10 protein-coding genes are annotated in these 13,479 nt (G+C 62.6%); 4 read left to right on the top strand and 6 right to left on the bottom strand.

The genetic code is table 11. From position 1 onward, the window contains the following. Window positions 1-8: 8 nt before the first annotated feature. The 3 genes from VGD45_RS17325 to paaK all read left to right on the top strand — a co-directional run bounded on the left by VGD45_RS17325 (window position 9) and on the right by paaK (window position 5,075). Window positions 9-3,218: an efflux RND transporter permease subunit gene (locus tag VGD45_RS17325; RefSeq protein ID WP_331156587.1), complete on the top strand. Its 3,210-nt coding sequence runs from the start codon at window positions 9-11 to the stop codon at window positions 3,216-3,218. A 69-nt stretch (window positions 3,219-3,287) separates the two neighbouring features. After that, window positions 3,288-3,737, top strand: a complete 450-nt coding sequence (gene paaI / locus VGD45_RS17320) for a hydroxyphenylacetyl-CoA thioesterase PaaI (RefSeq protein ID WP_331156586.1) — start codon at window positions 3,288-3,290, stop codon at window positions 3,735-3,737. 33 nt (window positions 3,738-3,770) lie between these two features. Continuing rightward, window positions 3,771-5,075: a phenylacetate--CoA ligase PaaK gene (gene paaK, locus VGD45_RS17315; RefSeq protein WP_331156585.1), complete on the top strand. Its 1,305-nt coding sequence runs from the start codon at window positions 3,771-3,773 to the stop codon at window positions 5,073-5,075. A 58-nt stretch (window positions 5,076-5,133) separates the two neighbouring features. On the opposite strand, the gene VGD45_RS17310 is transcribed toward paaK, so the two are convergent. The 3 genes from VGD45_RS17310 to VGD45_RS17300 all read right to left on the bottom strand — a co-directional run bounded on the left by VGD45_RS17310 (window position 5,134) and on the right by VGD45_RS17300 (window position 8,447). Next, window positions 5,134-6,303 (bottom strand): TonB family protein, encoded by a 1,170-nt coding sequence (locus VGD45_RS17310; RefSeq protein ID WP_331156584.1) that lies wholly within the window; start codon window positions 6,301-6,303, stop codon window positions 5,134-5,136. A 193-nt stretch (window positions 6,304-6,496) separates the two neighbouring features. Next, entirely contained in the window at window positions 6,497-7,822 is a 1,326-nt protein-coding gene (locus tag VGD45_RS17305; RefSeq protein WP_331156583.1) for a metal-dependent hydrolase family protein, read from the bottom strand. A 16-nt stretch (window positions 7,823-7,838) separates the two neighbouring features. Continuing rightward, the gene (locus VGD45_RS17300; RefSeq protein WP_331156582.1) at window positions 7,839-8,447 is read right to left on the bottom strand and encodes an acyl carrier protein phosphodiesterase; all 609 of its coding nucleotides are present in this window, start codon (window positions 8,445-8,447) and stop codon (window positions 7,839-7,841) included. Between the two features lie 195 nt (window positions 8,448-8,642). Here VGD45_RS17300 and VGD45_RS17295 point away from each other — a divergent pair, with 195 nt between their 5' ends. Continuing rightward, complete coding sequence (locus tag VGD45_RS17295) at window positions 8,643-10,664, top strand: DUF4394 domain-containing protein (RefSeq protein ID WP_331156581.1); 2,022 nt, start codon at window positions 8,643-8,645, stop codon at window positions 10,662-10,664. 77 nt (window positions 10,665-10,741) lie between these two features. Here VGD45_RS17295 and VGD45_RS17290 read toward each other — a convergent pair whose 3' ends face one another. The 3 genes from VGD45_RS17290 to VGD45_RS17280 form a co-directional block, all read right to left on the bottom strand. Continuing rightward, window positions 10,742-11,179, bottom strand: a complete 438-nt coding sequence (locus VGD45_RS17290) for a hypothetical protein (protein WP_331156580.1) — start codon at window positions 11,177-11,179, stop codon at window positions 10,742-10,744. A gap of 119 nt (window positions 11,180-11,298) precedes the next feature. After that, window positions 11,299-12,705 (bottom strand): ATP-binding protein, encoded by a 1,407-nt coding sequence (locus VGD45_RS17285; RefSeq protein ID WP_331156579.1) that lies wholly within the window; start codon window positions 12,703-12,705, stop codon window positions 11,299-11,301. Continuing rightward, entirely contained in the window at window positions 12,705-13,424 is a 720-nt protein-coding gene (locus VGD45_RS17280) for a response regulator (RefSeq protein WP_331156578.1), read from the bottom strand. Before VGD45_RS17280 ends, VGD45_RS17285 begins: the two co-directional genes overlap by 1 nt. Window positions 13,425-13,479: the final 55 nt, after the last annotated feature.

Raw genomic sequence — 13,479 nt, 5'->3', positions numbered from 1 at the left:
TAACTCACATGTGGATTACTCGAACCAGCGTCAATCAGCCGGTCTTCGCGACCATGATCATGCTGGCACTGGTGGTGCTCGGCCTGTATTCGTATCGGCTGCTGCCGGTCGAGCAGATGCCCGAGATCAACGTTCCGCAGGCCTTCGTCTCGGTCAGTTATCCGGGCGCCTCGCCCGAGGCGATCGAGAACGATGTCATCAAGCCGCTGGAGAACGTCATCAACGGCGTGGATGGCGTCAAGAACATCTACGCCACCGCCCGCGAGGGTAATGGTTTCCTGATGATCGACTTCCGAATGGAAGTCGACGCGGTCGCGGCGACCCAGGAGATCCGCGACAAAGTCGCGCAGGTTCGTCCTTCACTGCCCGAAGATGTGCGCGAGCCGATGATCTCTCGCGCCAGCAACGACAGCTCCACCGAGCCGGTGGTCAGCCTGGTCGTGTACTCGACGACGCGCAGCTTGCGGGAAGTCTCGACCATCACCGATCAGCAGATCGTCAAGCGGCTGCAGAACTCGTACGGCGTCGGCAGTGTTTCCGTCGGCGGCGCGGTCGAGCGGCAGGTGCAGATCTTCCTGCGGCCCGAGGCGTTGCAGAGTTTCAGAGTCGGCGTCGATCAGGTCGTGGAAGCGGTGCGCGCGGCGAATCAGGATTTGCCCGCCGGCATGATCTCGCGCGGTCCGCAGGAACAGCTGGTTCGCGTCGAAGGCAAGATGAAAGACCCGCGCGACTTCGAGCGCATCATCGTCGCCAACCAGGGCGGCGCGCCCGTTTATCTGCATCAGGTCGCGGACATCGTCGACGGCGAGGCGGAAGAGATGTCCATCTCGCGCAGCAACGGCATGCGCTCGGTCTCGCTGGACGTTTACAAGGTCCAGCAAGCGAATATGGTCGAGGTCGGCAAAGGTGTCGAAGAGGCGATCGCCGATCTCTCCTCGCGGCTGCCGCCCGACATCGTCATTCGCACGCTCTGGTCGGATGCGAAGTTCATCGAAGGCTCGCTGGATCGCGTCAAGGAAACCATCCTCGAAGGCGCGCTGCTGACCATCCTGATCGTGTTCCTGTTCCTGCACTCGTGGCGGTCCACCGTCATCACCGGCCTGACGCTGCCGATCTCGGTGATCGCGACTTTCATCGCCCTCAACGCGTTCGGCTACACGCTGAACTTCATGACCTTGATGGCGCTGTCGCTGTGTATCGGTCTGCTGATCGACGACGCCATCGTGGTGCGCGAGAACATCGTGCGTCACGCCGATATGGGCAAGAGCCATCGGACCGCGGCGCTCGAAGGCACCAGCGAAATCGGGCTCGCGGTCATGGCGACCACGTTCGCCATTCTGGCGGTGTTCATCCCGGTCGCCTTCATGGACGGCATCATCGGCAAGTTCTTCAAGCCGTTCGGCATCACTGTCGCCGTCGCGGTGCTGGTGTCGCTGTTCGTGAGCTTCACGCTCGATCCCATGCTGTCGTCGGTGTGGCCGGATCCGACCAAGAACCGCTTCCGTCGCGCGCCCTGGCTGGGCAGGGTGATGGAGCGCGTCGAGAGCGTCATCGAATATGCGCACCACGTGTACGACCGGTTGCTGCGCTGGGTGTTGAGCGGCCGGCGTTATCGCATCGCCGGTCGGGTCAGCCTCAGCCCGCGCTCCGTGTCGTTGCTCATTGCTCTGGTTTCGTTCGTCGGCAGCTTCTTCCTCGTGCCGAAAGTGGGCACCGAGTTCGTGCCGCAACAGGACGAAGGCATCATGTTCATCCGCATGAACACGCCCATCGGCTCGAGCCTCGAATACACCGACGCGAAGATCCGCGACGCCGAAGCGGCGATCCGCGAAATCGAAGGCGTCGACAGCATCGTCTCGACGATCGGCACCGACGAAGGTCGCAACTACGCGCGGGTGCGCGTGCTGCTGAAGGACAAGGAGCTGTTCGATCGACCGTCGCAGAAAGAGATCGAAGCGCAGATTCGCAACCGTTTGTCGAGCTTCGCGGGCCTGAGTCTGACGATGGGCGGCATGAATCAACCGGTGGTGATCTCCATTCTCGGTCCCGAGAACAGCAAGCTGACCGAACTGTCGCAAGAGCTGATGAAGCGACTGTCGACCATTCCGGGCATCGCGGACCTGGAGAGCAGCGAGCGCGGCTCCAATCCAACTGTCGCCGTGCGCATCAAGAATGAGCTGGCGAGCGATCTGGGTCTCACGACGGCCAGCATCGGCAACGCGTTGCGACCGCTGATCGCGGGCGATCAGATCAGCACCTGGCTCGGTCCGGACGGTCAGGATTACGATGTCATCGTGCAGCTGCCGAAGCAACGTCGTGAGATCGCATCCGATCTGGGCGATCTGTATGTGACCAGCACTCGCACCGATGCCAACGGCAACCCGCTGCTGGTGCCCATTCGTCAGGTCGCCGACTTCGTCGACACCACCAGCCCGCAGCAGATCAAACGCCTGAACCTGCAACGACGCATCACCATCTATGGCAACGCGCAGGGCCGCCCGTCGGGCGACGTGGGCACCGACGCTGAAAACATCGTGAAGGCCATGCAGCTGCCGCCGGGATATCGCTTCGATATCAGCGGCGGCCAGCAGGAAATGAACGAGACGTCGGCTGCGGCCGGCGCGGCCCTGCTGCTCGCGGTGATATTCATTTACTTCGTGCTGGCGTCGCAGTTCGGCAGCTTCCTGCAGCCCATCGCCATCATGGTGTCGCTGCCCCTGTCGCTGATCGGCGTGCTGCTGGCGCTGCTATTCACGGGCACCACGCTCAACATCTTTTCCATCATCGGCTTCATCATGCTGATGGGCCTGGTGACCAAGAACGCGATTCTGCTCGTGGACTTCACCAATCAGGCGATCCGCGCCGGAAAGAGCGTGCGCGAAGCGATTCTCGAAGCCGGGCAGGTGCGTCTGCGCCCGATTCTGATGACGACGCTCGCCATGATCTTCGGCATGTTGCCCATGGCCATCGGCGTCGGCGCCGGCGGCGAATTGCTGGCGCCGATGGGGCGCGCGGTGATCGGTGGCGTCATCACGTCGACGCTGCTGACTTTGCTGATCGTGCCGGTGTTCTACACCTACATCTACGGCTTCACCGCGCGAGTGAAGACTTACTGGCATCGCGGTCAGGAACATCATGAGATGGCGCACGCCGACGTGCCTGTCGAGTCTGGTGCGACAGGTTCTTCCGATCCCGCCGGCGCGCCTCATACCACCTGACACGTCGAAGGTTGAGCCGCGGAAAATGGTGTGTCATGTTACGGCACACCTTTATTCGCGGAGCCGCGCGTGTCCTCCGATCCCGCCCAATTGCTTGCCGAGCGATCCGTCGCAGCGCTGTATGACGGCGACCGTGCGTCCCAGGGCTTGGGCATCCACATTCTCGAAGCGCGGCCCGGCTATGCAAAAGTGTCGATGCGAGTGCGCGAGGACATGCTGAACGGCCACTCGGCCTGTCACGGCGGACTGATTTTCTCTTTGGCGGACAGCGCATTCGCATTCGCGTGCAACTCGCATGGCGGCGCGGTTGTCGCGGCCGCGGCCTCCATTGATTTTCTTGCACCCGCCCATGGCGGCGACGAGTTGACCGCCGTGGCGTCCGAACGTTGGCGTTCCAAGCGCAACGGTGTATATGAGGTAACCGTCGCCAATCAGCGGGGCGACACCATCGCCTTGTTCCGCGGCCGCTCGCATCAGGTTCGCGAGCCGGACGCCGCAATGCACGGAGCGCCAAGCTGAAGCCTCTCGAATGCATCGTTGCAGGAGGAGAGCATGTCGCCCGACCAAGAAACATTCGAACCCATCGAGCGTGCCAGCATCGACGAGCTCAAAGCGCTGCAGCTGCAGCGTTTGCGATGGTCGCTCCAGCACGCGTACAGCAACGTTCCCCATTACAAGAAGGCGTTCGACGCGGCCGGCGCGCATCCGGCCGATGTGCGTTCGCTCGAGGATTTGAGCCGCTTTCCGTTTCTGGTGAAGCAGGACTTTCGCGACCAATATCCCTTCGGTCTGCTCGCTGTGCCGCGCGAACAAGCGGTCCGTTTACACGCATCGAGCGGCACCACCGGCAAACCTACCGTCGTCGCTTACACTCGTAACGACATCGATCACTGGGCGGGCTTGATGGCGCGTTCCATCTTCGCGGGCGGCGGACGTGCTGGAGATATCGTTCACGTCGCCTACGGCTACGGTCTTTTTACTGGCGGCCTGGGCGCGCACTATGGCGCTGAAAGACTGGGTTGCACGGTCGTGCCCATGTCGGGCGGGCAGACGGAAAAACAGGTGCAACTGATCCGCGACCTCCAGCCGCGGATCATCATGGTCACGCCGTCATACATGCTGGCAATCGCAGAAGAGTTCGTGCGGCAAGGGATCGATCCAACCACCTGCTCGTTGAGCGTCGGCATCTTCGGCGCGGAGCCGTGGACCAACGCCATGCGCCGCGAAATCGAGACGCGCATGAACATCGACGCCGTCGATATCTACGGCCTGTCCGAAGTGATGGGGCCGGGCGTCGCGATGGAATGTCTCACCACCAAGGACGGGCCGGTGCTGTGGGAAGATCATTTTTATCCCGAGATCATCGATCCTGACACGGGTCGCGTGCTGCCCGAGGGCGAAGAGGGCGAGCTGGTGTTGACGTCGCTCACCAAGGAAGCTCTACCGGTCATTCGCTATCGCACGCGCGACCGGACGCGATTGCTGCCGCCCACGGCGCGCTCCATGCGTCGCATCGAACGTATTTCGGGACGCACCGATGACATGATGATCATCCGCGGCGTCAACGTGTTTCCCACGCAGATCGAAGAGTTGATCCTCAAACAAGCCGTGCTGGCTCCGCATTATCATTTGGAAATATTCCGTGAGGGCCATCTCGACTCGCTCACGGTCAATGTCGAGCTGCTGGCCGAGGTGGAAGATCATCCAGCCAGGCGCGAGCGGATCGGCAACGAGCTGGTTCAGCTCATCAAATCCTATGTCGGCGTCACCACCACCGTGGTGGTTCATCCTCCGAGCTCGCTGGAGCGCTCCGCGGGCAAGGCGAAACGGGTCAGCGATCGCCGCCGCCTGTCGTAAACCCCGGCTCACCGTGCTCGGAGTGCAGCGTTGATGCCTTGTGGATCAACGCTGCCCATCAATGGGCTCGTTGGAATTGCAGACGTACGAGCACTCGTTCGCTGGTGGAGCCATCGCCGCGCGGTTCATATTTCCATTGCTGGACGGCGTTCAAGGCGGCGCGATTGAACATGCGGCCGCGGCTGCTGTCCTCGATGCGAGGTTCGATCACATCGCCCGTGGGGGAGATTTGCAGGCTGACATCGACCCAACCCTCGAGCCCGCGCATGAGGGCTTCTTGCGGGTACTGCGGCTGAACCATCTTGATGAGCTTGGGCTCGCTCGACCTGGCCACCACTGGCGCCGGCTCAGGCGTAGGTGCGACATCTTCCGCAACGATATTCGCGCCTGTATCCGACGCAGTGGCGTCCGGCGCGCTTGCTGGCAGCGCCGTCGCGCTCAGCGGAGTCGATGGAACCCTCGCAGCTAAAGCAGCGGTGGCTGCAGTCAGGTTTGCTACTCTTGGCTGCGCAGTCGGCGCCTTCTTGATGGCAGGCGTGCTGCCGGTTTGCGAGGGAGCGTTCTCGACCTTGGGTGCGGCGGCCAATGTTTGCTCTCGTCTCTTCGGGCTCGCGGGTTTTACCGCCGGCTCGGTAATGGTCTTCGCAACGACCGTGCTGGCGGTGAGCAGCCTTCGCAACTCCGTACGCCATTGTGTTTCCAACTGCACGAGGCCGTGATGTTCCGGCCGCACGCGCCGCGCTTTCTCCAGTGCCACGCCGGCTTCGGCGATTTTTTGATCGGCCAGCAACACACGGGCCTGAGTGAGATGGCGATCGGCGATGGCGTCGATGCCGGCGAGGGCCTCGGCATTGTTTGGATCCAGCGCCAGCACCGTGCTGTAGTAATGAAATGCGCTGCGCTCCGACGGATCGGTGTAGCGGCCGTCGGCCATGGCCGTCTGCGCATTGTTGAGGTTGCGCGAAATCACTTCGCGCGGATCGATATCCGGCATGCGCTGGGACATCACCCACCAGACCACGACTGCGACGGCGAGCAAGGCGCCGCCAACAGCAATCCAAGAGGGACGTGCGGGGTTGACGACGAAGGGAATCGCCGGCGCACCCACCGATGCTGCTACCAGTTCGTGTTGTTTCCGCCTGCGTTGGGCGGTCTGCTGAAACGGCGCGGTTATTTCATTTCGTCCGGACGCCAGTTCCAGCTCTACGCGCGCAGTATCGGTGGCCATGCGCTTGCTCCCCAGTGCGGGAACCCTGCTGCAGCACAGCGGCAGCGGGCTCACTCTGCAGGCCACGGTAGATCATTCGGAATTCGCTGTCAGTGGTCGGAAGTCCTAATTACGCAACTTCCACAACGGGTCTCCCGTTGGCGAGTCCACGGGAGACCGCGACAGGTGTAGGCAAAAAGCGCTCTGATTCTCGCTATTGTTTGAAAACGCGGCCGTCTTTCATCACGAAGGCGACCTGCTCGAGCACCGTGACATCGGCGAGCGGATCGCCCGCGACTGCGATCAGGTCGGCGCGCTTGCCGGGTTCGAGCGTGCCAGCTTCGGCCGTGATGCCGAGCAGGTCCGCTGCATTGACGGTGGCGGCCTTGATGGCCTCCGCCGCCGGCATGCCGTGCTTCACCAGCAACTCGAATTCGTCGGCATTGCGACCGTGCTTGGACACGCCCGCGTCGGTGCCGAACGCGATCTTCACACCGCGCGGATAGGCCTTTTCCAATGCCTTGCCGGTGATGCCGATGCGCCATTCGATCTTCGAGCGCACCTCGGGCGGATACGCATTCGGGTCCTTGGCGAGGCGTTCGAGATAACCGTTCACCGTCGAGAGCGTCGGCACGTAGTATGCGCCGTACTTCAAGAACAGCTTGATGCTCTCGTCGTCGATCAGCGTGCCGTGCTCGATGGAATCGGCGCCGTACTTGAGCGCCAGGTTGATGCCATCCGCGCCGTGGGCATGCACCGCTACCTTCTTGTTATAAAGGTGCGCGGTCTCGATCAGCGCTTTGGCCTCGTCGTCGAACATCTGTTTGTTGATGCCCGCGCCGATGCGGCTGTTGACGCCGCCGGTGGTGAGAATCTTGATCACGTCGACGCCGCGACGGACTTGCATGCGAACCGCGCGACGGCATGACTCGGCGCTGTCGCAAAGATTTTCTTGTGACATGTGCTCGCCGATTTCGTGGCGCAGGCTGAGTGTCTGATCGCCATGACCCGAGGTGGCGGAAATGGAAGTGCCGGCATCGATGATGCGCGGACCTGGAACTTTGCCGGCGGCGATCGCGTCGCGCAGAGCCAGTGTCACGCCGCCGTCGTTGCCGAGATTCCGTACCGTCGTGAACCCGGCTTCCAGAGTTTTTCGCGCGTTCACGGCCGCTTCGTACGCGAAATAGGGAAGCTCGTTGGTCAGCGATTCGAGCAAACCTTCCTGACCGGCGCGATCGCTGTCGAGATGGACGTGACAATCCATCAGTCCCGGCAGTACGAAGCGCTCACGCAGATCGACCACTCGCGCGCCTGGATAATTCTCGGCGCCCACGAACCCATCGCGCACGGCTTCCACCTTGCCATTGCGAACGATGACGGTGGCGTTGCCTCTCGGCGCCTGGCCGGGCCGATCGAGGAGTCGTCCCGCTTGCACCAGCACCACGCCGTCACCGCTGGTCTGCGCCACTGCCTGAGTCGATAGCGTCGAACAGGCCAACAATGCAATTGCTACGGCGTTCCGGATAGCGCGGACGGGCATGGACGATCCCTTGTATTTATGACGAAGCGCGCAGTGTAACGCGATCGGTGGCCGCGGCGGCCTGTAACTGCGGGAAGAATTCTGCGAAATCCGCCTCGAATCCATCAAAATTCGCCAGCAGATCCGCGACGCCTTTTTCGAGAGCGAACTCGCGGCGCCAACGCGATGAGAGATACGCCGATATCCGACGGAGCGAACGTTCGACGCCTTCGACGCGTCGATACGAGCCGAGCAGATCGTGACGAATGATGCGATCGAGAGTCACTCGAGCCGAGGCGGGAAGCTCGATTCTGTTGGCTTCGATGTCGGCGTAAAACTTCGCGGTGAATGCATCGAGCACGATGGGCGAGTAGCGGTCCCAGTTCGTGGCGAGCAGGTGATCGTAGAAGACGTCGACCAGCACGCCGCTGAAGCGCCGGAACTCCGCGCCGACCCGCGAGCGGCTGCGCTTCACCAGTGGATGCGCGTCGGTGAAGGCGTCGATCTGTTTATGTTTCTGAACGCCGAGTTGGAACCTCGCGCTCATCCGGCGCAGCTCTTCTCCTCTGACGATGTCGGCCAGCAGATTACCGAGGCGAAATTCGACGTCCGGCTCGGACAAAAACACATGGGCCAGCCAATTCAAGAGAGTTCCTTGCAGTGAATGCCGGGCAATTTAGCCTAGCCGTTCATATGCGTCGAGGCGGATGTCGCGCACACGAGACACGGTATTCAGCGACAACCTGCATCCGCGTGGGACCCCTTTCCGAATAAGGCTGCAGATCCCGCCGTGAGCTGAACGGCCACGGCCGAGGTCGCCTGCAAACCACAAGGGATTCCCATGAGACTGATGAAGTTGGGCTCGACCGCGGTCCTGATCTGCGCGTCCGTCGCGTTGCTGAGCGCCTGCGGCGATAACGGCAATGACGAAGCCAACCGGCCGCGCATCACGTCGCCCGATACGCCGCTGCCCCCTGCATCTCTCGGTGTTCCTTTCAGCGCGACCTTCATGTCCCAGGGCCGGGATGTCATGTGGAGCGTGAGCACGGGCTCCCTGCCGCCGGGACTGACGCTCGACGGCACGAGCGGCCAGTACACCGGCACGCCGACCACGGTGGGTTCGTACTCGTTCACCATCATGGCCCAAAATAATTCCGGCACCGACAGCCGGGCTTACACGCAGAACGTCATGGTGCCCGCGTCCGACAGCAATGCATTATTGTCGAACAACATGCTCGCGGCGTTTCCTGCCTCGTTCCCGGCGGGCTTCGAAACTCCCACGACTATCAGCGGCGTGGACGGCAATGAGAAGCTGGTCAGCATCGATCGCCGCCCGCAAAACGGCTTCCTGTACGGCCTGGGCTACAACGCCACCGCAGGCTCGGTGCAGTTGTACAGCATCTCGTCACAAACAGCCGTCGCCACTCCGATCGGAACTGCCGGCAGCTTCGTCGATGCGAGCGGCGCACCGGTGCGCATCGGTGTGGATGCGAGCACCACGTTTGGCTTGGACTTCAATCCGACCGTGGATCGAATCCGCGTCGTGAATAGCGCGGGTCAAAACTTCCGCATGAACCCCAACAACGGCGCGCTGGTCGATGGCGACACCATGACGGCGGGTGTGAACATGGATGGCGGCATCAACGGTCCGACCGTATCGGTGCACGAAACGGCCTATACCAACAGTGCGCCCAGTGTGACGGTGACGACTCAGTACACGATCGATCAAACCACCGACACGCTTTGTATCCAGAATCCGCCGAACGCGGGCACACAGACGATGTGCATGCCATTGTCCGTGACGGTGGAGACCGTGCAGGGTTTCGATATCCCGCCCTCCGTGACAGTGAACGCCTCTAACTCGGTGGCCACGGGATCAGGCACCGCGGTCGTTCGTGCGTCCGGTCGCACGCAGGACGAGTTGGTGAACATCAATCTCTCGACGGGCGGTGTCACCACCTCCGGCCCACTCAACAACACGGGCGTGATTGGCATCGCGCTTCAACAACCGGCGGCCACGCCGCTGTTCGCGCTGTCCGCCGATGGCACTCAGCTGATGCGCTTCCTGAGCACTGCGCTCAACTCCCCGGCGACCGTGACGATCTCGGGCATCACGGCTGGAGAAACATTGGTCGGCATCGATTTCCGTCCGCAGACCGGCCAGTTGTATTCGTTCGGCGTGAACGCCACCGCGGATAACGGCACGATCTACATCATCGATCCGCAGTCCGGCGCGGCCAGCGCCGTAGGCACGGCAGGCTCGATCGCGTTCGTGACAGCAACGGGCGCGGTGGTCGATCTGCCGCCCGTCTCCGCGGGCTATGGCTTCGACTTCAATCCCACCGTGGATCGCATCCGCATCGTCACCGGCACGGGGTTGAATTTCCGGCTGAATCAAATCACGGGTGTGCCGGTCGACGGCAACGCCGCCGCCGACGGCAACAATCCGGACGGCTCGATCAACGGGCAACCGGCCGGCTCGACGGGCGTCACCGCCGCGGCTTACACCAACAGCTTCGGCCAGGCGGCCGGCGGCGCGACCACGCAGTATGTGGTCGATCCGCTCAGCAACATGCTGTTCATCCAGAACCCGCCCAACAACGGCACGCTCACCGCCGGACAGACCATTACGTTGAATGGCAACACGCTGGACTTCACCGAAGCGAATGGCTTCGACATTCCGTCGACAGTGCGGGTGACGACCCCTGCGGCGGCGGCGACCGGCTCGGCCTTTGCCGCGCTCACCGTGGGCTCGGCGACGCGTCTGTACTCGATCGATCTCAGCAACGGCCGAGCCACGGACATGGGTGCTCTGCCGGCAGGGATCACCGGCCTGACGGTGGGTCAGACCACGATCCGCTGAGATTCTCAGAAGCTCGAAACGACGACGGCGGTGAGATCCACCGCCGTCGCCTTATATCGCCTGACCAGAATCAAGAATCAGTTGCTCGAGCTGTCGCCGGTCGAATCATCCTTGTCATGACCGCCCTTGCCGAAGTGACGGCGCGGGCCGCCCTCGCGCAGCGCTTCGAATTTCTTCAGCTGCTCCGGCGTCAGCACGCCGCTCAGCTTGGTGTTCAGCTCCTGTTTCGACTGTTCGCGCTGCGCCTTCATCTCGTCACGCGTGGGACGCGTGCCCGACGCACGAGCGGCGTCGAACGAGGCGCGCATCTGTTCATGATGTTCCTTGAGGATCTTTTCGACTTCGGTCTTCTGGTAGTCGTTCAGATCCAGCAGCAGCGCCATGCGGTCCATGTCCGGACCACGCTTGCCGGGGCCGGCCTCGGTCTGAGCGGCCGGGGTCGGCGTCGTATCGGCGGCAAAGGCCACGCCGCTGGCAAGCCAGGCAAGCGCAAGCAGGGTGACTTTGGTTTTCATCGCTGTCTCTCCGTTGGGTGGAAGTGTGTCCTTGAGAACACGCTGACAGATTAGGCCGGCGCCGGCGCCGCCGCGGTAATGAAGTGTTACCAACTGTAATGCCAAAAAGCCCTGCAGGATCAGCGCTTTGTGGCTTCGCGAGGCAGTGTCAGCCGGGCTTCCAGACCGCCGCTCTGACGATTGTGGAGAGACAGTGAACCTCCATGGGCCTGCGCGATGTCCCGCGCGATGCTCAGGCCCAGGCCGGTGCCGCCGGTGTCGCGATTACGGGATTGCTCCAGGCGAAAGAACGGCTCGAAAACTTTCTCCAGCATATCTTCGGGAATGCCCGGTCCTTCGTCGCAAACACGCAGGATCAGCTGCGGCCCGTCTTCGATGTGGATGGTGGCGCGCACGCCGTGACGGATCGCGTTCTGCACCAGATTGCCGAGACAGCGCTTCAACGCGAGCGGCTTGGCAACGTAGGGCGCGCGGGCCGAGCCGACGATGCTCACGTCGTCACCCAATTCGGCATGTTGTCTCTGTAGCTCCAGGGCGAGCGCGTCGATGTCCACCGGCACCGCTGCTTCTTCGTCGTTCAGACCGCGGAACACGCCGAGCGCGCCGCGAATCATGCTGGACATCTCGTCCAGGTCCTCGACGCAGCGCTGACGCAGCTGATCGTCGTCGATGGATTCGACCCTCAGCCTGAGCCGCGTCAGGGGCGTGCGCAAATCATGTGACATGGCAGCCAGCACTTGCGTGCGACTGTCGAGATAACGGCGCAAGCGCTCCTGCATGGCATTGAACGCACGCGTCGCCCGGCGGATTTCGCGCGCCCCGCCTTCCTGCAAAGGTGTCGTGGTGGCGCCTCGGCCTGCTTCATCGGCGGCGCGAGCGAGTTCGCCGAGAGGACGAGTGATGGTGCGCGTCATCGCATACAAAACTATGCTCAAGGCGATCGCGAGGATGCCGAGCTCCAAGAAAATCATTCGCGGCAGAGGCGGCCCGGAGCGAGGCGCGACGGTGCGAAAGGTGGCCTTGTCGCCGTCCGGCAAAGTCACCGTGACGTCGAATATCCGTTCGAAGCGTCGGATGCGCAGCGTGCCCTCCGGAGGCGGCGGCTCGCGACGGAAGAAATGCAAAGGAATGACTTCGCCACGACGTGCGCGCGGCGGTCCGGTGGAAACCTTGTAGTCCGGCCCCAGGTGACGCTGCAGATGAGCAGCGAATGAGCGCTCCAGCGCTGCTTGTTCTTTATCGGGGATCCGCGGCGGAGGCGGGCGCAAATCGTTCGGCGTCAGGCGCTCTTCGCGAAGCTTGGTGCGCGCGTCGTCGCGCTCTTCCTTGGACAACCCCGCCAGATACAGGCTGGTCTCGGCAATGATGTTGGCCGAGCTGCCCGCGCCGCTGTCGAGCAGCGCGAGCTCGCGCCGCTCGCGCACGATCAGCAGCACAAAGATCAACAGCATGGCGCCGATCACGCCCACGGTCGCCGCGAACAGGCGTCCAAACAGCGTGTCCGGCAACAGCGCGGGCCAGGCCATTATTCCTGCTCGACGGGAACGCCCATCACATAGCCTTCGCCGTAGATCGTCTTGATGATCTTCGGCGAGCGCGCGTCGTCGCGCAGGACTTGTCTCAGCCGGCTGATCCGCACGTCGACGCTACGGTCGAACGGATCGATATCGCGTCCCCGCAGCAGCTCCATCAACTGCGAGCGTGACAGCACTCGCGTTGGATGCGCCAGCAGAATGGCGAGCAGACGGAACTCCGCGCCGCTCAGGGCATGTTGCGAGCCGTCGGCGTGAGTGAGCGAGCGTGCGGTCACGTCGAGCTTCCAGTCGCCGAAGCGATAATTCGCCACCTGGCTTTGCGCAGGATCGCGCGGCATGTGCGCTGTCCGGCGCAAGATCGCCTTGATCCTTCCGACCAGTTCGCGGGGACTGAAAGGCTTGGACAGATAGTCGTCCGCGCCGACTTCCAGGCCGACGACGCGATCGACTTCCTCGCCGAGCGCAGTGAGCATGATGATCGGAACGTGCGAATGAGTGCGCAGCTCGCGCGTCAGCTTCAGGCCGTCCTCGCCGGGGAGCATGAGATCCAGCACGATCAAATCGACGTGCGATTGTTCGAGCGCGCGGCGCATGCCTTTGCCGTCGGCGACCGCGGTGGCGCGATAACCATTCTTCTGCAGGTAGTCGCCCAGCAGCGTACGGATTTCGCGATCGTCGTCGACGATCAGGATGTGGCGGGACTCGGTCATGGCGTCACGTCAATGCTACACGCGCAATGATGGCCAATGGCCGCGAGGCGCGCCC

Source organism: Steroidobacter sp. (assembly GCF_036402275.1).
Lineage (GTDB): Bacteria > Pseudomonadota > Gammaproteobacteria > Steroidobacterales > Steroidobacteraceae > Steroidobacter.
The sequence above is the reverse complement of the archived record's forward strand: the minus strand, read 5'-3'. Positions and strand labels throughout refer to the sequence as shown.